Source organism: Acinetobacter sp. F16, assembly GCF_052712855.1.
Map to the genome: position 1 here is coordinate 137,634 of NZ_JBRATK010000005.1, position 22,576 is coordinate 160,209.

Annotated in this window: 19 protein-coding genes; 12 read left to right on the forward strand and 7 right to left on the reverse strand. The window is 41.0% G+C overall.

Features of this window, described 5'->3' with window-relative positions:
• Positions 1 to 2: 2 nt before the first annotated feature.
• On the reverse strand, positions 3 to 1,421 hold the full coding sequence (locus tag ACU0NF_RS04840) for a TolC family protein (protein WP_235943609.1): 1,419 nt from the start codon (positions 1,419 to 1,421) through the stop codon (positions 3 to 5).
• 681 nt (positions 1,422 to 2,102) lie between these two features.
• Here ACU0NF_RS04840 and serC point away from each other — a divergent pair.
• On the forward strand, positions 2,103 to 3,182 hold the full coding sequence (serC, locus tag ACU0NF_RS04845; protein ID WP_131268053.1) for a 3-phosphoserine/phosphohydroxythreonine transaminase: 1,080 nt from the start codon (positions 2,103 to 2,105) through the stop codon (positions 3,180 to 3,182).
• A 114-nt stretch (positions 3,183 to 3,296) separates the two neighbouring features.
• Here serC and ACU0NF_RS04850 read toward each other — a convergent pair whose 3' ends face one another.
• Together ACU0NF_RS04850 and ACU0NF_RS04855 are read right to left on the reverse strand one after the other, a co-directional pair.
• Positions 3,297 to 3,437 carry a hypothetical protein gene (locus ACU0NF_RS04850; RefSeq protein ID WP_165494424.1) on the reverse strand — a complete coding sequence of 47 codons (141 nt, stop codon included), beginning with the start codon at positions 3,435 to 3,437 and terminating at the stop codon, positions 3,297 to 3,299.
• 410 nt (positions 3,438 to 3,847) lie between these two features.
• Positions 3,848 to 4,780 (reverse strand): hypothetical protein, encoded by a 933-nt coding sequence (locus ACU0NF_RS04855; protein WP_445660317.1) that lies wholly within the window; start codon positions 4,778 to 4,780, stop codon positions 3,848 to 3,850.
• Between the two features lie 267 nt (positions 4,781 to 5,047).
• Between ACU0NF_RS04855 and ACU0NF_RS04860 the strand changes: the two genes are divergently transcribed.
• A complete protein-coding gene (locus ACU0NF_RS04860; RefSeq protein ID WP_131268051.1) occupies positions 5,048 to 5,518 on the forward strand; it encodes a YaiI/YqxD family protein in 471 nt (156 codons plus the stop codon).
• Positions 5,519 to 5,530: 12 nt separating this feature from the next.
• Entirely contained in the window at positions 5,531 to 6,442 is a 912-nt protein-coding gene (locus ACU0NF_RS04865) for a DMT family transporter (protein ID WP_131382944.1), read from the forward strand.
• A 4-nt stretch (positions 6,443 to 6,446) separates the two neighbouring features.
• Here the strand turns inward: ACU0NF_RS04865 and ACU0NF_RS04870 are convergent, their stop codons facing one another.
• The gene (locus tag ACU0NF_RS04870) at positions 6,447 to 7,016 is read right to left on the reverse strand and encodes a PilZ domain-containing protein (protein ID WP_445660318.1); all 570 of its coding nucleotides are present in this window, start codon (positions 7,014 to 7,016) and stop codon (positions 6,447 to 6,449) included.
• A 23-nt stretch (positions 7,017 to 7,039) separates the two neighbouring features.
• On the opposite strand from ACU0NF_RS04870, the gene ACU0NF_RS04875 reads away from it, so the two are divergent.
• From ACU0NF_RS04875 to ACU0NF_RS04885, 3 genes are all read left to right on the forward strand, one after another.
• Positions 7,040 to 8,275 (forward strand): lipoprotein-releasing ABC transporter permease subunit, encoded by a 1,236-nt coding sequence (locus ACU0NF_RS04875; RefSeq protein WP_131268048.1) that lies wholly within the window; start codon positions 7,040 to 7,042, stop codon positions 8,273 to 8,275.
• Positions 8,268 to 8,951 carry a lipoprotein-releasing ABC transporter ATP-binding protein LolD gene (lolD, locus tag ACU0NF_RS04880; protein WP_131382942.1) on the forward strand — a complete coding sequence of 228 codons (684 nt, stop codon included), beginning with the start codon at positions 8,268 to 8,270 and terminating at the stop codon, positions 8,949 to 8,951. Before ACU0NF_RS04875 ends, lolD begins: the two co-directional genes overlap by 8 nt.
• Positions 8,952 to 9,036: 85 nt before the next feature.
• Positions 9,037 to 11,460: a DNA internalization-related competence protein ComEC/Rec2 gene (locus tag ACU0NF_RS04885; protein WP_445660319.1), complete on the forward strand. Its 2,424-nt coding sequence runs from the start codon at positions 9,037 to 9,039 to the stop codon at positions 11,458 to 11,460.
• Here the strand turns inward: ACU0NF_RS04885 and ACU0NF_RS04890 are convergent.
• A complete protein-coding gene (locus tag ACU0NF_RS04890) occupies positions 11,457 to 12,413 on the reverse strand; it encodes a lysophospholipid acyltransferase family protein (protein WP_445660320.1) in 957 nt (318 codons plus the stop codon). The two genes, ACU0NF_RS04885 and ACU0NF_RS04890, sit on opposite strands and share 4 nt — an antisense overlap.
• Before the next feature lie 130 nt (positions 12,414 to 12,543).
• On the opposite strand from ACU0NF_RS04890, the gene sppA reads away from it, so the two are divergent.
• Together sppA and ACU0NF_RS04900 are read left to right on the forward strand one after the other, a co-directional pair.
• Complete coding sequence (gene sppA, locus ACU0NF_RS04895) at positions 12,544 to 13,569, forward strand: signal peptide peptidase SppA (protein WP_284067033.1); 1,026 nt, start codon at positions 12,544 to 12,546, stop codon at positions 13,567 to 13,569.
• The gene (locus ACU0NF_RS04900; RefSeq protein ID WP_445660321.1) at positions 13,566 to 14,366 is read left to right on the forward strand and encodes an alpha/beta fold hydrolase; all 801 of its coding nucleotides are present in this window, start codon (positions 13,566 to 13,568) and stop codon (positions 14,364 to 14,366) included. The genes sppA and ACU0NF_RS04900 overlap by 4 nt, the downstream gene beginning before the upstream one ends.
• A gap of 63 nt (positions 14,367 to 14,429) precedes the next feature.
• Here ACU0NF_RS04900 and purN read toward each other — a convergent pair whose 3' ends face one another.
• Both purN and purM read right to left on the reverse strand, forming a co-directional pair.
• Positions 14,430 to 15,059, reverse strand: coding sequence for a phosphoribosylglycinamide formyltransferase (purN, locus tag ACU0NF_RS04905; RefSeq protein WP_445660322.1), 630 nt, complete (start codon positions 15,057 to 15,059; stop codon positions 14,430 to 14,432).
• A 10-nt stretch (positions 15,060 to 15,069) separates the two neighbouring features.
• Positions 15,070 to 16,137, reverse strand: a complete 1,068-nt coding sequence (gene purM, locus ACU0NF_RS04910; protein WP_445660323.1) for a phosphoribosylformylglycinamidine cyclo-ligase — start codon at positions 16,135 to 16,137, stop codon at positions 15,070 to 15,072.
• Between the two features lie 134 nt (positions 16,138 to 16,271).
• Here purM and cxpE point away from each other — a divergent pair, with 134 nt between their 5' ends.
• The 4 genes from cxpE to ACU0NF_RS04930 all read left to right on the forward strand — a co-directional run bounded on the left by cxpE (position 16,272) and on the right by ACU0NF_RS04930 (position 22,574).
• The gene (cxpE, locus tag ACU0NF_RS04915) at positions 16,272 to 17,492 is read left to right on the forward strand and encodes a chloramphenicol efflux transporter CxpE (protein WP_445660324.1); all 1,221 of its coding nucleotides are present in this window, start codon (positions 16,272 to 16,274) and stop codon (positions 17,490 to 17,492) included.
• A gap of 15 nt (positions 17,493 to 17,507) precedes the next feature.
• Positions 17,508 to 18,212, forward strand: coding sequence for a DnaA regulatory inactivator Hda (hda, locus tag ACU0NF_RS04920; RefSeq protein ID WP_131268040.1), 705 nt, complete (start codon positions 17,508 to 17,510; stop codon positions 18,210 to 18,212).
• Between the two features lie 117 nt (positions 18,213 to 18,329).
• Positions 18,330 to 20,126 (forward strand): rhombotarget A, encoded by a 1,797-nt coding sequence (gene rbtA / locus ACU0NF_RS04925; protein WP_445660325.1) that lies wholly within the window; start codon positions 18,330 to 18,332, stop codon positions 20,124 to 20,126.
• Between the two features lie 15 nt (positions 20,127 to 20,141).
• Positions 20,142 to 22,574, forward strand: coding sequence for a CSLREA domain-containing protein (locus ACU0NF_RS04930; RefSeq protein WP_445660326.1), 2,433 nt, complete (start codon positions 20,142 to 20,144; stop codon positions 22,572 to 22,574).
• Positions 22,575 to 22,576 lie beyond the last annotated feature (2 nt).

Sequence of the window (22,576 nt, forward strand, 5' to 3'; positions counted from 1 at the left end):
AATTAACGGATATAGTAAGTTTGAGCTTGATTGACATAGCTTTGAAATTCACTGATCGAGCCATGACTTTGCAATAAAGTCGCCAGAGACATCACATATTTATAAGCATTTAAAGCCATTTCACTTTTTAAACCGCTTAGGGTGTTTTGCGCATCAATCACTTGGCTGGCTGTGCCCATATCTTCCTTAAAAGATAAAGTCTCAATACGCAGGTTTTCTTGAGCAGCTTTCATATTTTGCTGTAATAGTTGATGACTTTGCTGTGCAGTGGTCACTTCGCTGTATGACTTATAAATAATATTTTCAATTTCCTGTTTGCTGCGCTCGGTCATCAGTTCCGAAGCATAGCGTTGTAATTCTGCCGCTTGAATATTCTTGTTTTTATCGATCCCTGAAAACAGGTTATAGCGTGCCACGACACCAACAATCCAGTTTTGTTTTTCATCCAGACTGTATTCCCCAAAAGCAAAAAGATTAGGCTTTTTCGCAGCACTTTGCGCTTTGACATTGGCAGTGGCCAGTTGGGTATCCATTTGCATTTTACGAATCAGGGAAGATTGATCCTGATAGGTTTTCAGCAAGCTATTTAAAGACTGGCTTTGCGCGGAATTTACAAATAACGGGGTACTTAAGTCAGTAATTTGACTGCTTTGTAAAAGATTATTCAGTTGAAAAAGACTCGATCTACGACTGGCTTCCGCATTTTGATAAGTTCGCTGCGCATTATTTTTAGCCACTTCAAACTGCATCCGCTGACCTTTGCTAATAAAACCCTGTTGTTCCAGTTTTAGCGCATTGTTATAGTGGCTTTGCATGGCGTTAAAATTGGAACGGCTTGAATCGAGTAATTGTTTTTGCAGTTGGGCATTGAAATAAGCCTGAATCAGTTCAAAGCGCTGGATATCTTTTTGTTGCTGGGTGTTGAGCTGACTGCGCTGCGCTTTAATAATCGCAACTTCTTTGGCACTTGACGTCAGTCCACCAGTATAAAGCGGCATCAATACTGAAACTGTAGGACGAATCACTTGATCTTCCAGAATCACATTGGCTGAATCTGGAAATAAACCGACACCACTATGAATGGTCTGATTCAGTCCTTCCTTTAAAGGATCAGCTATTCCAGAAGGCAGGTTTTGTTGATTCACACGATCATTGATGCCTTGAGCAAGGGTTTGTTCCAGATTATTTTTAAAAGAATCGAGCGGAATATCCACCTCATTATGAAAGGCATAAGCGCGGACATTTAAGTCCACACGGGGCAGACCTAAACCTTTTGCTGCTTCTGCTTCTAGTTTTGCCGCTTGCTGTAAGGCCTGATTGGCCTGGGTACTGTAAGAATCCTTTAAAACCGATTGTTCTGCTTGTGCATAACTGATGCTTTGAGCCAATGTTGTTGTTGCATAAAAGGCAGCGCTAGACATTAGGGCAATCTTGATTATCGTTCTGATGGTCTGGTCTATATTTTCTTGTGCCCATGTCAAATTCAGTAACATAGATTTGGCTCTCAACATCGTTGTAACAAATTATACATCGCTTGAAAATAAGATGTCTTTATAGTTAGTAACTGTATTGTTTAATATGCAATTGTATATTAAGGGCTATTTAAAATTAAAACGAGAATGGCCTCACTCAATCATGCGATGAAAATACGGTGAGCGAATACGAATAAAGTTCGGCATAGTGACGTGGTTGAGCCAATTCTAATTTAGAGAATGCGGAAATCTGAAATTGGATGGATACGCAGAGTCACTTTGCAATTGCCAATTTAAAACCACAAAAAATGAGTATGAAGCCCAAATGGATTTGTCTTGGCTACGCAGGAACGAGTTACTCTTTATCTATTTTGGGGTGTTTTTATTCATACCATTATTGTGATTTTTAGTACGATTTTTCATTTAATTGCTCGTACAGTCAGTTATTTAATCGTGGATAAACCGGTTTAATGACCTCATCAAATGGAAAATAACGATAGACCTTTATTGAAGTTTTGACTTTAAACGTCCGACAGCATTGAAATATTTTCAGGATAATTTACTGCAAGCACAGGCTATCTGTGGTTAAATGCCGTTATTTTATTGTGTTTCACTTTGAAAGGAAAAATCATGCGCGCGTACAATTTCTGTGCTGGCCCTGCTGCATTACCGACTGCCGTTTTAGAAAAAGCCCAAGCTGAAATGCTCGATTGGCATGGCAAAGGTCTTTCGATCATGGAAATGAGTCACCGTAGTAGTGACTATGTTGCTGTGGCAGAAAAAGCAGAAGCAGATTTACGCAAATTGATGAACATCCCAGAGAACTACAAAGTGTTGTTCTTGCAGGGTGGTGCTTCACTTCAATTCTCTGCAATTCCTTTAAACCTTTTAGGCAAAAATAATAAAGCAGATTATATTCATACCGGAATCTGGTCTGAAAAAGCGCTTAAAGAAGCACAACGCTATGGCGACATTAATGTTGTGGAAGCGGGCACCAGCATTAACGGTAAATTAGCTATTACTGATCAAAGCCAATGGAACTTATCCAATGATGCGGCTTATGTGCATTATGCAGATAACGAAACCATCGGCGGTATTCAGTTTGCAGGCATTCCGGACGTGAATGCGCCATTGGTTTCTGATTTATCTTCAAGCATCCTTTCAGCACCGATTGATGTGTCTAAGTTTGGTCTAATCTATGCAGGCGCGCAAAAGAATATTGGTCCTGCCGGCCTGACTTTAGTGATTATCCGTGAAGATTTGCTTGATCAGGCGAAACCTGAAATTCCAAGTATTTTGAAATATTCTGCGCAAGCGAAGAATGATTCAATGGTGAATACACCATCAACTTATGCTTGGTACCTGTCTGGCTTGGTATTTGAATGGTTACTTGAAAATGGTGGTGTTGAAGCCATTCACAAAGTAAACCTTGAAAAAGCCAAATTGCTTTATGGTTATATCGATGCGAGTGATTTCTACGCAAATCCAATTGCGGAACAAAACCGTTCAATCATGAACGTGCCGTTTACTTTGGCAAATGCAGATCTAGATAAATTATTCCTGAAAGAAGCTGAGCAAAATCATCTTGTTAATTTGGCAGGTCACCGTTCAGTGGGTGGTATGCGTGCAAGTATTTATAACGCCGTGCCTTTAGAGGGCGTACAAGCTTTAGTTAACTTTATGGATGACTTTGCCAAACGCAACGGTTAAGCCTTAAAGCTAAAAAAGCCCATCACATGATGGGCTTTTTATTGAGTAAAATTTTTATGAGTTAAATTAGTTTTGTTTAAACCGGTCTGTTGAAAATAAGCTATTAAAATAAGATTAAAGAATAAACTGATGCAAAATATAGGCAGACATAAACATACCTAATACAAAAAATAAGCATGAAATGTTATCTAACTGGAAGCGTTTTCCAAGTTGATGTTCAACTTGCTGTATATTTTCTTCTTGCACGATTTTCATGGAAAGCTCGATTCCGATTTATTTATCGTTAATTCCTATTTCTAATTCGCATTTTTATCATAAAAAATTGATTAAATAAAGTACTAAATAAAAATATGTAATTAAAATATTTATTTTATTGAAATAAATATCGCATTTATTCTAGGCTTCTTATCCATCAAGGCTTGAACTGCATAAAACGATTAAAAAGTAACCACTTCAATATAATCACGAATATATTTTAAAAATATAAAGTTTTGAATTTAAATTGTGGATAAGTGCATTTTATTTTGAATTTAAAAACGTTAAATATAATGTTGAGCTGTGGATAAATTTAAAATGCAAGTTGAAACGAGATAATAAAAAATGGAAATAAAACAGCAGCTCAATTGGAGAATTGATGATCCTCATATTCAGCTGCTGTTTATAGCTTACTGTTGTTTAGAATGAATATTGACTTGAATCCACAGATTGCCTCGAATAAATTGCCCAATCTGAAAGTCTTGATTGGCTTCATTCTTGGTCGCAATGCGGATCAGCGTCGCTTCCTGATTTTCATCATGAATTAAGGCAACGTCATAAAGCGTGTAGTCTTGATCCATAAACGACATGGACGTTTTACCGACAATATTGCCCTGGAACCAGGCTTCATCTTCTTGGCCCATATTTTCGCCGTACAGATAGGCCACCATTTTTGAGAAATCGACAGTGACAGGTTCTTTGTCATCTTCCGACTTCGGCTCCCAGGCATCAATTTGCTCTTGTAAATTGGCAGGGGCAACGCCGTCATTGGCCGCCAAGATATCGTTTAAAGCCCGGTGATGTTTGATTGAGGCAGGATCATCAACCACCAGTTGCTCATGGTCTGAAACCGCTTCCAGTTCATAAGCCCATGCATTTAACTGGGCAAGATAGGTTTGACCTTTTTCATAGTGCCCGTGATTAACGCTATACAGGGCATCAAAGGCATAAACAATGGTATTTGCACCGAGGTTCAAGCGTAAAACAGCCTGGGTATTTGATTTACAGCTAATAATTCGCTCAACTTTAGCCGCGACTTTATAGGGGCCTTCGAAACTTGGAAATGCGGTTTTCACAGCTTGTGGCTTGTTGTTTTCAACCGCAATCACTTGATTGATTTGCACCGCTGCTTTCTTGGGTCCTTGAATTAGCCATGTGCTTTCATCCATGTCACATTCTTGAGGACATAGACCCATGGGCATAACCGGTGAATTCAGCGCTAAACCAAGCCACTTTGGCACGTCTGTCGTTGGATTGTCTGTGAGTAAGTTCCAGTGTTCAACATGGCTGCCAAAGTTCTGATCTTCAATGGTGATAATTTCTGGACTATTTTGATTTTTCATATTCACAATTGATGTTGGGTTGTATTTATCTATTAAATCGAGGGTTATTTCAAAATTTCAAGTCATCGGGCTAAATTTAACCATCAAAGTATGAGAAATGGGCTAAATAGCCAGTTTAAGCGAAACATGAATGATTCATTTGTGTATAAGAACCAGGGTCATCTCATTCAAATTCAAAGCAGGAAATTGACTCAATGGATTTATCCATCCTCTTGTCACATGAATTTGCTAAACTAGGTGTTAATATTTTCTTGCTATGGATGCTGTGTGCTGCCATTTAAACTTTGGGTCGATGCCGATGCATTGCCTAAAATTCTACGTGAAGTCATTATTCGTGCTTCAGACCGTTATCAGTTAGAAGTCACTTTTGTCGCCAATCAAAATGTAGGCATCACGCCTTCAGTTCGAATCAATTCCATTCAGGTCATGAGTGGGGCGGATGCGGCTGATAAAGAAATTATAGATCGCATGAAAGAGCATGATATCGTGATGACGCAAGATATTCCGCTTGCGGCTTTGGTGATTGAAAAGGGTGGGATTGCGATTCATCCGCGCGGTGAGGTGTATACCACGGCGAATGTCAAAGCCCGTCTGCATTTACGTGATTTTATGGACTCATTACGCGGAGCAGGGGTCAACACTGGTGGGCCACCGCCAATTTCTGAACGTGATAAACGTGAATTTTCCAGTTCACTCGATCAAACCATCCAGAAACAGAAACGCAAAACTGCACCTTAAGCCGAGCCCCGTATGCCTTCTAAAGCCAATATTGTTTCAACTTATGCCTTATTGGTATTTATTTGGGCCACCACGCCATTGGCGATTGTGTGGAGTGTCTCTGACCTGCATTTAATGTGGGCATTGGTGCTGCGGTTCTTTATTGCCTTGCCACTCGCAATCGCGTTAATGCTCATTTTAAAGGTCAAATTTCCCACAGATCAAAATTCATGGCATAGCTATTTGGCCGGGTCATTTAGTTTAATGGGATCGCAGATTTTTACTTATATTGCGACAAGCTATCTAAGCTCAGGCATTATTGCGCTGATGTTTGGTCTGGCACCCATTATGGCAGGTTTGATTGGACGCTTTGGCTTTAAACAGAGCCTAAGCCGCTTACAGTGGCTGGGCATGTTCATTGCAGTTGCAGGCTTGGCCATTATCTGTTTTGGCGGTGAAAATCAGCATGTCAACCCGATCGGTATAGGCCTCATGTTGCTCAGTGTATTTACTTATGCCTTATCGATTTTTTGGGTGAAGAAGGTCAATGCAGATGTTGATCCGGTGGCACAGGCAACCGGTTCCATATTTGTTTCCACGGTGGCTGCAATCTGTATTGTGCCTTTTATCTGGCAATATGCACCTACTCATATTCCAAATGCCAAGTCATTATTCGCACTGCTTTATGCAGTAGTAATGGCATCATTAATTGCGATGTTCTGCTATTTCAAACTGGTGCAAAATATTCAAGCCACGACCTTGTCATTAACCACGGTGATGACCCCCATGATTGCCTTATTTATTGGCGCGGTACTGAATAACGAATCATTGTCTGCAATGGTTTTTGTCGGTGCATTTATTTTATTGTTTGGTTTATTTGTCTATTTTTACCGTGACCTTCAGGCGAGTCGTAAGCTCGCCCACAAGATTAAATCCAAGCCTTAAATTTTTAATCCTTGGTCTTGCTCACGGTAATACATTCGCTCAATTTCACCCGGTCTTGTGGATGTAAGGTAATGAAATAAGCACCTGTGCGGAATTTACCATTGTCTTCAGCTCGGCTATACACCACTTGTGCAGTTGCCGCGATATGAAAGAAGTTTTCAGGGTGGCTTAAGGTCACATGAACATAGGTTCCTTCCTGAATTGGATGCTCATTAAAGAAACTGAATCCGGTTTCTGAGAAATTGACATTTTCCGGGATAGGTAACATGGATTGTACAATTGCATCGTACAAAGAACCGGTAATAAGGTTTAATTTTTGATTGAATAAGGATAAGATTCGAGCAATTTGTTGATCTCTTTCAGATAATTGTTCTAATTCGTAGTTTATTGCGTGATCAAATTGATCTAATTCTGCGAGTAGTAGAAAATAGCGTGGCAGCACAAAGTTAGGATCATAAGGGTCATTAAAAGCGACATCATCAGAAATAATCTGATAATTAATTCGCAAGGCAGCATCTATACGCGACATAACGCGACGTTCCATGTTGCCGCTTTGATGCTGTGAATTTTCCATAATTATTCCTCGGACTAAATGGTATGTTTAAACCAATCTCGCTGTACATAGGGTTGAGATATACTCGCGCACGGCGTAGTAACCACTTTATTTCTTTTATTGCTCTGGTTTCTATGATCGGTCTCACATTAGGTGTAGCCGTACTTATTACAGTCTTATCTGTGATGAATGGCTTTGACCGAGAACTGAAAAACCGCGTCTTAGGAATGATACCTCAAGCGACTGTTTCTTCAACACAAATTTTAACAAATTGGCCTGAACTTGCAAAAAAAGTTGAACAACATGAGCATGTCAAAGGCGTAGCACCATTTACCCAATTACAGGGGATGCTTACAGCGCAAGGACAAGTGGCCGGAATCATGGTGACAGGGATCGAACCTTCATACGAAAAGAAAGTTTCGATCATTCAAAACCACATGGTTGAAGGTAGTATTGATAGCCTGAAAAAAGGTGAATTTGGCATTGTTTTAGGTAAACAAATGACTGATTCACTGGGCTTGGGCTTAAATGACAATATTACCTTGGTACTGCCTGAAGCGACGCCTTCACCGGCCGGTGTAGTACCGCGCTTCAAGCGTTTTAAAATTGTCGGGATCTTTAGTATTGGTGCAGAAGTTGATTCAATGATGGGCTATATTGCCTTGAATGATGCTTCGACCTTGTTGCGCTTGCCTGATGGTGCCCAAGGTGTCCGTTTAAAACTGGATGATATCTTCCTTGCACCTGAAGTGGCGGATGACATTGTCAAAGACTTGCCAAGCAATTTCTATGCATCGAACTGGACCTTTACCCATGGTAATTTGTTCAGTGCCATTCAGATGGAAAAAGCCATGGTCAGCTTGCTGCTATTCCTGATTGTTTTGGTGGCTGCATTTAATATCGTGTCATCACTGGTCATGGTGGTCACCGACAAGAAATCTGACATTGCGATTCTACGAACCCTTGGTGCTTCACCTGCAACTATCACCCGAATTTTTATGGTACAGGGAACCATCATTGGGGTGATTGGTACGGTTTCTGGTGCCATTCTCGGGATTATTTTTGCCTCAAGTATTAGTAGTGTGATTGGCTGGCTCAATACCACATTTGGTTTGAACCTGTTTGATGCCTACTTTATTAATTACTTGCCGTCTTATTTGCGCTGGCAAGATGTAGTGGTGATTGTTTGTTTATCATTACTTCTAAGTTTCCTTGCCACGATTTATCCAGCTTTCCGTGCTGCAAAAACTCAACCTGCAGAGGCCTTGCGTTATGAGTAATATTGTCCTCGAAGCGAAGAATATCTCGAAAAGTTTTACCGATGGAAAAACCACTGTAGAAGTGATTAAAGATTTGTCTTTACAAGTCAAAGCAGGCGAGTTTATTTCGATTGTCGGTTCAAGCGGTTCGGGTAAAAGTACCTTGTTGCATGTGTTGGGTGGTCTCGATTGCCCGACAGCAGGACAAGTCTTTTTAAACGATAAGCGCTTTGATACTTTGGGTGAAGCTGAGCGTGGTTATTTGCGTAATCAGCATTTGGGTTTTGTGTACCAGTTCCATCATCTATTGCCCGAATTTACTGCCTTGGAAAATGTTGCAATGCCGCTGATGCTGCGCGCCGGTACGACCTATAAGCAATCCAAGGAGCAGGCAGAATACTTGCTGAATCGTGTTGGATTGTCGCACCGTATGACCCATAAACCGGGCGAGCTGTCTGGTGGTGAACGTCAGCGTGTGGCTTTGGCCCGGGCTTTGGTGGCGAAACCTGAACTGATGCTGGCGGATGAACCGACGGGTAATCTGGACCGCAAAACTGCAGTGAAAATTTTTGAACTGCTGAGCGAATTACGCAGTGAGTTTAATATGGCGATGCTGATTGTGACGCATGATGAACAATTGGCTCAAGCCGGCGATTCCATTTTGCATATGCAAGATGGGGTCTGGATTGATGCTTAGACACTGATCGCTAAATTGAAAAATTGATTGAAGCTCACTGCGGTGGGCTTTAATATTGCGCAAAATAAAAAATATTATAAAAATTATGATTCAATTAATGTGTTTAGGCTGGGTCATCGGCATTGCCTGTATGGGAAAAACTTTCCTGATCTTGCAGTCCTTAATGCTGCCTTGTATTGCTCTTTTCATCCTGTCTTGGCTTTTAAAGCTGACTGTTTTAAAACCCGTTCATTCTTTGTGGTTCAAATTTTTACAGTTCTGTATTGGGTTCAGTCTGGGTATTAGCCTTGGCTATAACTATGCTGAGCATCAACTGAATGACCGTTTACAGTTTCGGGAAAAGCAGGCTGAGCACGTTGAAGTGGTTGCCTATGTTAAAAACCTCAATGAATTGGGTGAGTCATCCATACAACAAAAAATACAGGTGCTAAATCGACATGCTCAAGTTGTGCAATGGCAGGCATTTTTAAAACATGAAATAGATGCTCATCATCAGCCTGTACTTGAACTGGGTCAATATTACCGCTTGCAGGGGAAGCTTCTACCGGCGCATAGCTATGCAACGCAAGGTGTCTTTGATCAAGAGCAATGGTATCTCCAGCAAAATATCATGTCGGGTTTTAAAGTAACATCGTTACACAAACTGCCTGAACAGGACATTTCTGCTTTGGGTTATGGCCGGTATGTCAGACAGCAGCATTCATTTTCTAATCGGATCCAGCTGTGGATGGAACAGCAACGCTTAGCGCTACGCAATTTTATTGATCAGCAGCCCGTCAAGCATAAAGGCTTACTTTTGGCTTTATTAACGGGGGATAAAAGCTTACTCAAACCTGAAACAGAACAGTTCTTTCAACGCTTTGGCATGAGCCATTTGCTGGCAATATCAGGACCGCATGTGCTGATTTTTGCATTATTGCTATGCTGGAGCTTACATCAACTGATTTGCCGCTATTGTCCGCAAGCGTATTTAAAGTGGCCAAAACAGTATCTGCTGATTGTGCCTTTTTGTATTTGTGTAATGTTGTATTGTGCTTTTGTGGGCTTTGAAATTCCCGCGCTTAGAACTTTGCTTACATGCCTGTTGATCAGTGCATTGGTACTGTTAAAACAAAAGGTTCAAGCCTTAAATATTTTGCTGTTAAGTGCGTCTATTTTACTGATATTCGATCCGTTTAGTATTTTATCAGCTGCATTCTGGCTGTCTTATGGCGCGTGCTTTGTGCTGTTACGCATATATCAAACTGTGCAGCAAAGCCATGCTGAAGAAATCAAGACCAGGACTCAAGCAATCAAGATTCAAGTTAAAATTTTAATCGAATCGCAATGGAAAATATTTTTGGCGCTGTTTCCACTCATGCTGATTTTCTTTAAACAGGTGGCATGGATTACGCCTTTGAGCAATTTATTTGCCATTCCCTGGATTGGTATGGTGATTGTTCCCTTGGATGTGATTGCAGCGTTGTGTTATTTCATTTTTGAGCCTTTGGGAAGTCTGATTTTTCAAATCAATGATGGGTGCCTTTCAGTCTTGCTTATTTTTATGCAGCTTTTAGATCAGCTTTTTTCACCTGCACTACAACCGGTTGCCATGAACTTCTGGATGTTGCTCAGTTTATGTTTGGGGTTAATCATTCTATTTTTACCGCGTGGCGTGCTACCAAAAACCTGGTCGGTATTATGCTTTGTTCCTTTAATAATGATCGATTCCACTAAAAATGAATTTGAGTTAACGGTACTGGATGTGGGACAAGGTCAAGCCATTTTTGTCCGTGATCAAGAACAGACATTGATGATTGATACCGGTGGAAATTATGATGAAGCTAAATTTAGCGTGGGCAAGCAAATCATCTTGCCATTTTTATCGGTGAAGGGTGTCAGTGAATTGAATCAACTGATTTTGACCCATCTGGATCAGGATCATAAAGGCGCTTATGAGTCGGTCAAACATGATTTACCCATTAAAAAGATATATTCAAATGAACAGGTTGAGGTCGCTGGTTCCAGCCAGTTTGATTATTGTCATCAAGGTCAAAAGTGGCAATGGAGCGATCGAGTCGATTTTACAGTCTTATCACCCAAAGCTGAGCAGCTGGCAAATGCCAAAGATGAAAAAAATGAAATGTCCTGTGTGGTTTATTTGCAGGTCAAAAATGCGCAGCCTTATCAAAATTTTTTATTGATGGGAGATGCTGGCTGGCCAACCGAATATCAGATTTTACAGGATTATCCAGACTTAAAAGTCGATGTGTTGGTGTTGGGACATCATGGCAGTCGACATAGTTCTGCCTATCATTTTCTAAAGCAGTTAAATCCCAAACTGGCCGTGGCATCAGCAGGCTTTAACAATCGGTATGGACATCCAAGCGTCGTGGTTGAATCACGATTAAAAGAATTAAACATTCCGTTACTTACCACGCTAAAACAGGGCAGTATTCGATTTTCCAAACACAAAAACATCATGGCGATTGAATTTGAACGTGATTCACGGCAATGGTTAAAGCCTTAAGCGATCTCGGGCTGAATTGCTTTCGCGCGAACTTCGGCAACCCGTTTTAGCGCTTCTTCTGTATTTAAATGATAAACCCGATCTAGTTCAGGGTTGGCTTTAAAGCGCTTATAACTCCAGTGATAATGCTCTGGATAACGACGGATTAAATTTTCGATGGCTGCTAAAATGACACCGGTACCCTGATTGGCATTGCCTTGATAAATACGCTCATCGATTGCCTCAATGTGCATATCAAAACCCTGATTGTCATTCCGCAGTGCATATAAAAATAAAGTTTTGGCCTTGGTTTTCTGAATCAGTTTGGCGCTTAAATTACTGCTGGCCAGCGGAATCCCGAAATAAGGAATCATTTCTCCACCCATATTCGGGGTATGGTCTGGCAAAATTACGGTGGTACCGCCTTGTTTTAAGGCCTTAAAAATTTGTCTTACCCCGGATTCATCGGTCGGAACCAAATGGGCCTGTTCACGACTGCGGGCTGCCCGTACAAATTGATCGGCAGATTCATTTTTGACCGGTTTATACAGAATGGTCATTTGGGTGAATTGGGCCAAATAGGCATTCATAATTTCCCATGTGCCAAAATGCGGGACAATCAGTACCAGGCCTTCAGGTGCCTTGAGTGCCTCATGAAGTAGCTGTTCACCGCTAATTGAATGGATCCGTGCAATATTTTTAGTATTATCTGCACCCCAGATACTAAAAAATTCGAAATATGAGGTTAGCTCGTTATGAATTGCCTTTGGAATAATCTTCTCATGTTGTTCAGCGCTTAATTCTGGCAAAGCAATCTGAAGATTAAGACGAATCGTATTTGAGGTTTTTGACATTTTTAGAAAATTGACCAGCCCAGCTAACATTCGAGCGACGAATCTAGAAATTTGAATCGGTTGCCGGCTTATGAATTTCAATAAGCGGTATGTACTATCCGTTGGAGTATTGTCAGTCATTGCCTATCGTCAATGTATATAAAGAGTCAAAAAGTGCAAATATTATAGGCGAAAATAGATTGTTTAGGCAGATTTCTATGATTCAGTGTATATAATGAGTCCAATTTAACTCATCCTTGGATTATTTTGCATGTCCGATTGGCCGCCAAAACCAGAAAATGAAGTTCAGAATACACCACATAACTCACAAAACATCACGGGCAAAGAATGGCATATTTTAGAAAAAGCCGTTTTAGCTTCTGTAGAAGAGCAGCGCCGGGCACGTCGTTGGGGAATCTTTTTTAAATTTCTAACTTTTGCTTATATCCTGTTTATTTTAGTGGTATTGGGGAAAAGTTGCAGTACCTCATCCACAGATGCAACGGCAACGACCAGCTCGCATATTGCTGTGGTAGATATTATTGGCACCATTGCCGCAGACAAGCAAAGTGTCAATAGCACTGCTACAGTCAAGGCATTAAAGAAAGCCTTTGAAAACAAACAAAGTAAAGCTGTCGTTTTAAATATTAACTCACCAGGGGGCTCACCGGTTCAGTCCGATGAAATCTGGCAAGAAATTCAATATTTGAAAAAAGAACATACCGGTAAAAAACTCTATGCAGTGATTGGTGATACGGGTGCCTCAGGTGCGTATTACATCGCTTCTGCTGCCGATGAAATTATTGTTAATCCATCAAGCCTGGTTGGGTCTATTGGTGTGATTATGCCGAACTACGGTGTGAATGGCTTAATGCAAAAGCTTGGTGTAGAAGATCGCACCATGACTTCAGGTGAAAACAAAGCCCTACTTTCCATGACTCAACCGGTTGATGCTGGACAAAAAGCACATGTGCAAGGCGTGCTTGATAATGTACATGACCATTTTATCAATGCGGTAAAACAGGGTCGTGGCAAGAAGCTGAAATCTCAAGATCCGGCAATATTCTCTGGTTTATTCTGGACCGGCGATCAGGCAGTGAAATTGGGTATTGCAGATCGTACCGGTAGCTTAAATACGCTGAAGCGCGAACTAAAACTGGAAAAAGCAGTTAATTACACCATTGAATATAGTCCTTTTGATTCTGTACTTGGTCGTATGGGAAGTGCGATTGGTCAAGGTTTTGCAACTTCACTTTCACAACAAGTCCAATCTGAACAAACGACCAAATTACAATGAAGCCACTGATCCATTTTGCGCACGCCAATGGCGTGCCTTCAAAAGTCTATCAAAAGCTATTTGATTTACTGAAAGATGAATACGACGTTATTTATGTGCCACTGCTTGGGCCGGATAAGCGCTATCCCATAGATAACCATTGGCACAGCCTGACCAATCAAGTCATTGATAGTATTGTACGTCAAGCCCACGGTCGGCCGGTGATCGGACTTGGGCATTCACTGGGTTCTGTGCTGACCTTTCAGGCGGCCTTAAAACGCCCTGAGCTGTTTAGTCAGGTGATCATGCTTGACCCACCAATGATCATGGGTAAGGAGGCTTTTGCCTTACATGTGGCGAAGCTGTTTAAGCTCAAAGCATTGGACAAAATGTCTCCAGCAGGTTTGTCCAAGCGCCGTCGCGATCATTGGCAATCTCGTGAACAGGCTGCAGAACTATTAAGACCAAAAGGTTTTTATCAACACTTTGAAGCAGACTGTTTTCAGGCCTATATCGATCATGCCTTGAAGGATGATTCATTGCGTGGTGGCGTAGAGCTGACCATTGCTAAAATGGATGAAGTTGATATCTTTAGAACCAATCCATCGCTCTGGTGGTTGCCTCAAGTTAAGCCACAGGTACCTGTACATTTGGTGGTAGCTGAGAAGGGACCTTTTCTGGAACGCAAGTTTCCACAGCAAGTTCAGAAGAAATTTGATATTCCTTTTGAGGTATTTAAAGGGGGGCATATGTTCCCGCTGGAGCATCCGGTTGAAGTGGTTAACTTGGTTAAACAGCTGATTCAAGCACCAGATTAATCACTATATTTCACAAATAAAAAACGCATCCTGGGATGCGTTTTTTATTTGTGAAATTCGGTTTTAAAACTTACAAAATTGAACTGGTTCCTGCATTGCTTGACCACGGTACAACACACCTTGTTCAGTATGTTGAATAGTTTCTGAACAAATCCATTCCACCACTTGTGGGTAGATGACATGTTCAAGTACATGCACGCGATTGGCTAAAGTATTTACATCATCATGCATATTTACTTTTAGCACCCCTTGAGCAAGCGCCTGACCGGCATCCAGCTCAGCAGTCACATAGTGAACTGTACAGCCATGCAAAACGTCACCTGTGTTAAGTACACGTTGATGGGTATGCATGCCTTTGTAATTTGGCAACAGAGAAGGGTGGATGTTGAGCATTTTCCCTTCCCATGCTTTGACAAACTTGGCACTTAAAATGCGCATAAAGCCTGCAAGAACCACCAAATCCACATTCCAGTCCAGCAATTGCTGATGCATCACATCGTCAAAAGCTTCACGGTTTGGATATTGCTTGTGTTCAATAACAGCAGTTTGAATACCTGCTTTATTCGCACGTTCTAACGCATAAGCTTCAGGCTTATTGGAAATGACCCCAACAATTTGACCTGACAGATTGGCATCAATCAGGGCTTGCAAGTTACTTCCACTGCCTGAAACAAGGACAGCAATTTTGATCATGTGCAGTTCTTTATGCAAAAATTACGCGAATCTTTTCATCAGCGCCGGCAACAGATTCAGCATTGTCCTGGATATGACCCATTGTCCATGCTTTTTCGCCAAGGCTTGTTAACAATTCAACAGTTTTGTCAGCATCTTGCGCATCAACAACAATTACCATGCCTACGCCACAGTTAAATGTACGGTACATTTCATGTTGTTCAACACCACCTTCACGTTGAAGAAGTTTGAACAACTCTGGCCATTCCCAAGATGCTTCATTCACGACAGCCTGAGCACCGTTTGGAAGTACGCGAGGCAAGTTCCCCGGTAAACCGCCACCCGTGATGTGCGCCATAGCGTGGACATCAACTTCCTTGCAAAGCTGGAGCAATGGTTTTACATAAATGCGTGTAGGTTCCATTGCAACATCGGCAAGTGGGCGACCATCCACGATTTGTGTTAAATCAACGTTTTTCACGTCTAGAATTTTACGAAGTAAAGAGTAGCCGTTTGAATGTGCACCTGAAGACGCCACACCAATCAATACGTCACCAGCTTTAACTTTGGTTCCATCAATAATTTTGCTTTGCTCAACTACACCCACGCAGAAACCTGCAAGGTCGTAATCTTCACCTTCATACATGCCCGGCATTTCAGCAGTTTCACCGCCAACCAATGCACAGCCTGCAAGCTCACAACCTGCACCAATACCTGTCACGACATTTGCAGCAACATCTACATTTAAGTGACCAGTTGCATAGTAGTCGAGGAAGAATAATGGTTCAGCACCACATACAAGAAGATCGTTTACACACATTGCAACCAAGTCTTGACCAATTGTGTCATGACGGTTCAAATTGAGGGCTAAACGTAATTTTGTACCAACACCGTCTGTGCCAGATACGAGAACAGGTTCTTCATAACCTTTAGGGATTTTACAAAGAGCGCCGAAGCCGCCTAATCCGCCCATAACTTCAGGACGTGAGGTACGCTTAGCGACAGATTTGATTCGATCGACAAGTGCGTCGCCCGCTTCAATGTCGACACCCGCATCTTTATAGCTTAAACCAGTGTTTGGGGAAGTTGAGTTGCTCATAATGAAGTCTCCGCATTCGCGCGGCGATTATACCCGAATATACGAAACTCTTATGTTATTTATGCGCTAAAATGCTATCTTTATTCAAATATTTTACTTTCTATAACGAATAAACCAAAAAAAGGCGAATTTGCATGGTGGATCGTACCTTACGTCGCATTTTTATACTCTCAGGAATTGCATTAATTCTTTGGGTTTTGTATTTGCTTAAACCCGTGGTATTGCCTTTTGTCGCTGCATTTTTGGTGGCTTATTTATTTAGCCCGTTAGTGGATAAACTTCATAAGATCGGTTTGCCACGTTGGTTGTCCATTAGTATTGTCTTTGTTGGTATTGGCGTGGTTCTGACCTTGGCCATGTGGTATCTGGTGCCACTGGTTTGGCAACAGCTGATGTATGCGCGAGACAGTATTCCAGCAGGAATTCACTGGTTGAATTACACCTTCTTGCCTTGGGTCTCGCAAACTTTTAGTGTCGAGCCGATGGAAATCGATACGCAGCAAATGTCGACTGTGGTCATGGAATATATTCAGACCAATTATAGCGCAGATAGTATTCAGGCAATGCTGTTAAAAGTTGCGCAATCGGGGCTGAATTTTATCCAGATTGGCGGAACGGTTGTTCTGATCCCCATTATTGCATTCTATTTCCTGTTAGATTGGGATCGTATGCTCGACAATATGCGTCGTTTAATTCCTCGTCCTTATGAAAAAAGTACTTTACATATTGTAGGTGAATGTCACAGCGTATTAGGCGCCTTCGTGAAAGGTCAGTTTTTGGTGATGTTCTTGCTCGGTACGGTGTATGCAGTTGGCTTACAAATCATTGGTCTTGAAGTAGGACTAATTATTGGGATGGTTGCGGGATTGGCCAGTATTATTCCCTATTTGGGATTTGCTGTTGGGATGATAGCCGCTGTAATTGCAACACTATTCCAGTTTGGTATTGATTGGATGCAACTGGTTTTGGTAGGTGTGGTGTTTATGGTTGGCCAGGCAGTTGAAGGCTATGTTCTGCAACCTTTCTTACTCGGTGATAAAATTGGTTTGTCTCCAGTGGCCGTGGTCTTTGCGGTATTGGCAGGTGCACAACTTGCTGGTTTCTTAGGGATGTTGATTGCTTTACCAGTTGCCGCGATTATTGTCGTGCTGTTACGCCACGCACGTGACTGTTATGAAAAGAGCCGTATATATGGGCAATCTCCTGTAGTCATACAAGAGGCGGGAGCAGGATCAATTTCGTTTAAGGCGGATCAAGTAGATGTTGATATTGAGTTGAGAAATCAAGAATCAAAAAGTCTGCAAGATGCTGAAAAATCGAGTAAGATTGAATTGATAGACAATAAAGAACCCTAAGGTCAAAACACATATATGCGTCAACTGCAATTAGATATAGAACCTCAACTGGATGCCCGAATTAGTGATTTTTCGGGTCCAAGTTGGGGCCATGTAATTGATGCAGTCCGACAGCTTCATGCCGGTCTAATAAACCGTTTTTATGTGTATGGTGGTGCAGGTTCTGGTAAGAGCCACTTGCTTTCTGCTATTTGCGATTCTTATTTAGAGGTCGGCAAGTCTGCAATTCAAGTCTCTTTGCTGGAATTGCTTGATGCGCCAACTGAAGCCATTACCTCATTAGATCAATATGACCTTGTGGCATTGGATGATATCGAAGCTATTAGTGGTGTTCCACATTGGCAAAAAGCAGTATTTCATTTAATTAATTATAATAATGAAGGTGGAGGGCAGTTAGTTTTCTCTTCTCGTGTTGCCCCCATTGAATTGAAGCTTGAACTTCCGGATTTACAGTCACGTTTGACTCAAGCGGTGAGCGTTAAAGTGCCGACAGGGAGTTTATATGCAGATCGTTATGCACTAGTCACATCCGTATTAACACGTCGAGGAATTCACATCGATCAACAAATTATCGATTATTTGTTGCTTCATGGGCCTCATCAAACCTCTATTTTATTACAAACTTTAGAACAATTAATCCAGCTGTTAAAAGGTGAAAAAACAAAAATCAGCCATGCAAATTTAAGACAAATTTATGCATTAATTGATGAATATCGGTAAACAATAAAAAATCTTGAGTAATTACTCTAGCTGTGACAAAGTACAGCAAAATAATTCGCAATTGCAGGGAACATGCAATTTCAGAATAAAAAGATAAAAGAATATAAGGAGAAAGGTATGCTCAAACGGAGCATAGGCATAGGGATGCTGTGTCTAGCAGGACATGCTTATAGTGCAGAAATCACCGTCACCATTACAGATGATATCACCAAAGATGATAGTGAATGTTCATTGCGAGAAGCCATTGAATACGTCAATAAAGGCATGCCTGAAGCAGGCTATATGGGCTGTGGCGGCAAGAACGCTTTGTCAACGATTCTATTAGACAAACAAAAAACCTATACTCTCAATGCTAAAGTTGATGTAAAAGCCAGTCTGGCCTTAAAAACATATTATGACACTACCGTGACTGAAGATGCAGTTCCGGGTTTGAATAATGCCATCATCAAAATGACGGGCAAAGATCAAATTTTTAATATTGACCATGATCCGAAAGACCTAGCTCTGATTAACATCAAGGAAGTGAGTTTTGAAGGCTGTAACAAGAGTGTTTGTGCTGATAAAGGCGGAATTTTTTATAACAATGAACGTTTAGTCTTGCAATATGTCAAATTGTCGGGTGGTAATGCACGTTTAGGTGGTGCAATTTATAATGTCGGTGAGAGTAGTGCGACACAAAACTATATTAGCGAAGTGTCTATCACTGATAGTATTGTAGAAAACAATACAGCTGTTACAGGTGCAGTTTTATATAGTCAACGACCGGCATTTACATTGAGTAGTGTAGTATTTAAAAACAACAATACAACTTCAGGTGCTGCTAATATTTTTAGTGAAAAAGCCATTGCTGATGTCACTCTGTTAAACGATAAGAATATAAATAAACTCAGTAATAGTACATTTTTAAATAATAGTGGCTATATCATTAATATCCGTGATGGTATTGCTGTAAATAATGTGACGATTGTAGGCAATAAGGCAGGGATACAATTCGATTCAAAAGAAGGTTACGGTTATCTTGCCAACAGTATTGTGGTGGGAAATGGTAGCGGTACGAATTGCCAATTTAACGTAGGTGATAAAACCTTAGTACAAAACAATTTGGTTGGCACAGAATGCAAGAGTGGCGATGCCAAATATCCAAACGAATTTTGGTCGGGTAATAAGCTCTTTGCAGGCAACAGCAGTGAAGGGACGTGTAAATCTTTAACCGAAGATCCGGATGCATTGCTGTGTCCTTACAGCACGCCTAAAAATCAGTTCTTGGGTTATATTCGTCCACGTATCTTGCTTAGTGCAAAAAATATGTTTGATACTTTAATTTTAAACAAAGGGCGTTTAGATACTGCTATCGATAGCAGCCAAGTATTTTGTGAATCCATGGATCAGCGTGGTCTAAACCGTACGCTTGATAACAGCTGGTGTGACCGCGGCGCGATTGAGATTGTTGTACCGAGCTCTAAATCTCGTATTGGACAAGATTTAAAGGTGGGCGAAGTTGCTAAGCTAAATATTTTAGAATACTTGGGTGACAGTGATTTATATCCAAAAGAAAAATGCGAAAGCTTGCTTAAAATGAAAAACCCAGCAGGTGGTGATTGGCAAGACGGCTGTGCTTATATCGATCAAACGCTGACAAAGTCGAAAGGAATAGTGACTTTGGATATTGAGGGTAACTTGGTCTATACCCCAAATGGTAATTGGCATGGTGCGGATATTTTTAACCTGCAGATTGTCACGTCATCGACGCATTTCAATGAAAATAAAAAATATATAGTGCTAGAAGCCTACATGGTGCAAGAACCAAACAATGAATTTGAAGATAAATCTGTAAAAACCTCGGGTGGGGCATTGGGATTGTTCGGCTTATTTGCAGTATTGGGACTGGTGGGTATACGCCGCTTTAAAAAATAAGAAAAAGGAAAAGTGATGCACACTTATAAAAAAGGATTGCTCTGTGCCATGGTTTTGTCTGCTATGTCACTGATGGCAGCAGAAGATAGAACCATTTATGTCACCACATTCTTAGACGAAGATGGTGAAAATGCCAATGGATGTTCACTTCGTGAAGCGATTATCACGGCGAAAAAAAATGCAGCTTATGGTGGCTGTACCCCGGGTAATACGGTGTTTGGTCAAAAAGACTATATTCAACTTAAAGCCGGTACATATAAATTAGATTCGGAGTTAGTGCCTGAATCGAACGTAATAATTAGCGGCGCATCGCGTAAAAACTATAAAGAGAAGAATAAATTAACCCAGACCTATCCAGCATTGGAGGGGATTAAAACCATGATTAGTGGTGAGGGGCGTACACGAATCTTTAACACAAGTAAAACGGAAATTAGCTTCACCCTCCAGGATATTCAGCTTGAGAATGGTTATGCTGGAACTCAAGCTGGGCAAAATGGTCGGGGTGGTGCGGTACTAATTGGTGGAGATTTAATCTTCAATAATGGTGCGATTGTCAATTCTAAAGCCGAGGTTGCAGGGGGGGCGATTTACAATGTTGCATTGAATACTGAAAAGAAAATATCGCTTAATGGCAGTTTAATTCAGGGTAACACCGCACCAAAAGGTAGTGTGATTGCGATGGACTGCTACGGAAATTTGGATGATACCAAGCCATATGTATTATTCGATGGCAACAGTGTGATCAATAATGGTTCTACAAATAGCAACAGTACCTTTGATTTTTGTGGTGCTGTAAAAGCTGAAATTTTAACCAATACCATCGCGCGGAATACCGCCAATACCAACAGTGGCAGCATTTTGCGTATGGTCAGTGATGGTCTAGATCGCTTGAGCCCCTATGCCAGTATACAGCTGACCAGTAATACCATTGTTGAAAACCAAGCACATAGCACATTGTTATACGACGATAGCGGTAGCAAATACATGTCGTTTAACGTCTTGGCATTTAACCGAGGCGGAAACTCATGTCGCTACTTCTCAGACACTGGTGTACCAAAAGAAAACATTATGTTTGTTTTAGGTCGAAATGCACTGAATTTAGGTAATGGTGCAGATCAGTGTAGCTTGCCAAAAAGCAGCCTCGACGCAACGGCGAATGACTCGAAAAATATTGATGTATCGACCAGCAGTTTTTTGACACTCTTGTCGAATCTGGCAGCAGCTTCGCCGTATAATAACTTTTTACCGTTGTATTATCCGCGTAATAATCAAACTGCAACAGATTTGGTCGATGTCAACAGCAGTGGTTGTAGTGATTACGATCAACGCCTACTGAACCGCAATAAAGAACTGTCACTGCAATTGAACCCTGAGTTCGAAAATACTTGTGAAATTGGCTCAGTTGAACAAATGAATTTGGCAGCTGTGGATATTGCAGACCTTAAAAATTCATCTTTAGTGACGCAATTGGATTATTACCAAACCAATATTGATCAACTGAAAGAAATTATTGCTGACGAAACAACCGATCAAGACAATATTGAAGACTTCAAAGACGAGTTAGCCAATTTTGAAAATCTACTTAAGTACACCAAACAATATCAAAAGTATCGTGCAATTTATCTTGATCCATTCGAACTTGCAGTAGCAGGTGAAGAGCGTGTGCCGGACAGTAATCAAGAAGAATATCGTATTAAAGCATTTAATGTGCAAAATTATGATGTTGAAACAAAAGTTATTGGTATTGGAGTACTCAACATTAAAGATGGTCAGCCGGTACTGAATGGTTCAATGGATGACTTAAAGTGTGAATGGAAAGCAGATCTCAAACGCATCATGATTTATCGCACCAGCGGTGCACTGTTAGAAAATGGCAATAGTGCATATTGTAAATATACCATTAAAGAAAAAGGCGGAAAATCTCAACAATCATCAGGCATTTTACAAACTAGCTTTACCAATATTGCGCCTATTGCAACAGATGATCATTATATTTTGGATGCGAGTCAGAATCTAAGCGTGAATGTAAATCCGTTAGAAAATGACAGCGATGATGGTGATGGTCCGATATCGACGATTACGAAACCGAAGGCGATTTATCATAAGAATGATGCAGGTCAAGATATTCCGATTCGATTTGCTGCATTGCCAGCAGGTTTAATCATGAAAGCTGAACACGAAGGTTCGTGTCCAGAGGCTTATATCCGTGATAAATGCTACGGTGGCAAGATTCAATTTACGGTGAAAAATAGTTTTAGCCAGTTTGATTATCCAATTCAATATGCAATTTTTGATGCAGATGGTGGAATTTCTAATGAGGCAACATTATCCTTGAAAAATACAGCAAAAGACACTAACTCAAGCAGTGGCGGTGGTGGATCATTCGGTATTTATGGTCTATTGGCACTTGCTGGATTGGGGCTATATCGACGTTATAGAATGAAATAAGC

What these genes read in the sequence shown, in the direction of transcription:
- rbtA (WP_445660325.1), top strand. Translation starts at nt 18,330, where the DNA reads ATGCTCAAACGGAGCATAGGCATAGGGATGCTGTGTCTAGCAGGACAT.
- ACU0NF_RS04855 (WP_445660317.1), bottom strand. Translation starts at nt 4,780, where the DNA reads ATGAAAAATCAAAATAGTCCAGAAATTATCACCATTGAAGATCAGAAC.
- ACU0NF_RS04930 (WP_445660326.1), top strand. Translation starts at nt 20,142, where the DNA reads ATGCACACTTATAAAAAAGGATTGCTCTGTGCCATGGTTTTGTCTGCT.
- serC (WP_131268053.1), top strand. Translation starts at nt 2,103, where the DNA reads ATGCGCGCGTACAATTTCTGTGCTGGCCCTGCTGCATTACCGACTGCC.
- purN (WP_445660322.1), bottom strand. Translation starts at nt 15,059, where the DNA reads ATGATCAAAATTGCTGTCCTTGTTTCAGGCAGTGGAAGTAACTTGCAA.
- cxpE (WP_445660324.1), top strand. Translation starts at nt 16,272, where the DNA reads ATGGTGGATCGTACCTTACGTCGCATTTTTATACTCTCAGGAATTGCA.
- ACU0NF_RS04850 (WP_165494424.1), bottom strand. Translation starts at nt 3,437, where the DNA reads ATGAAAATCGTGCAAGAAGAAAATATACAGCAAGTTGAACATCAACTT.
- ACU0NF_RS04875 (WP_131268048.1), top strand. Translation starts at nt 7,040, where the DNA reads ATGTTTAAACCAATCTCGCTGTACATAGGGTTGAGATATACTCGCGCA.
- ACU0NF_RS04865 (WP_131382944.1), top strand. Translation starts at nt 5,531, where the DNA reads ATGCCTTCTAAAGCCAATATTGTTTCAACTTATGCCTTATTGGTATTT.
- ACU0NF_RS04885 (WP_445660319.1), top strand. Translation starts at nt 9,037, where the DNA reads ATGATTCAATTAATGTGTTTAGGCTGGGTCATCGGCATTGCCTGTATG.
- purM (WP_445660323.1), bottom strand. Translation starts at nt 16,137, where the DNA reads ATGAGCAACTCAACTTCCCCAAACACTGGTTTAAGCTATAAAGATGCG.
- ACU0NF_RS04890 (WP_445660320.1), bottom strand. Translation starts at nt 12,413, where the DNA reads ATGACTGACAATACTCCAACGGATAGTACATACCGCTTATTGAAATTC.
- sppA (WP_284067033.1), top strand. Translation starts at nt 12,544, where the DNA reads ATGTCCGATTGGCCGCCAAAACCAGAAAATGAAGTTCAGAATACACCA.
- ACU0NF_RS04840 (WP_235943609.1), bottom strand. Translation starts at nt 1,421, where the DNA reads ATGTCTAGCGCTGCCTTTTATGCAACAACAACATTGGCTCAAAGCATC.
- ACU0NF_RS04900 (WP_445660321.1), top strand. Translation starts at nt 13,566, where the DNA reads ATGAAGCCACTGATCCATTTTGCGCACGCCAATGGCGTGCCTTCAAAA.
- lolD (WP_131382942.1), top strand. Translation starts at nt 8,268, where the DNA reads ATGAGTAATATTGTCCTCGAAGCGAAGAATATCTCGAAAAGTTTTACC.
- hda (WP_131268040.1), top strand. Translation starts at nt 17,508, where the DNA reads ATGCGTCAACTGCAATTAGATATAGAACCTCAACTGGATGCCCGAATT.
- ACU0NF_RS04870 (WP_445660318.1), bottom strand. Translation starts at nt 7,016, where the DNA reads ATGGAAAATTCACAGCATCAAAGCGGCAACATGGAACGTCGCGTTATG.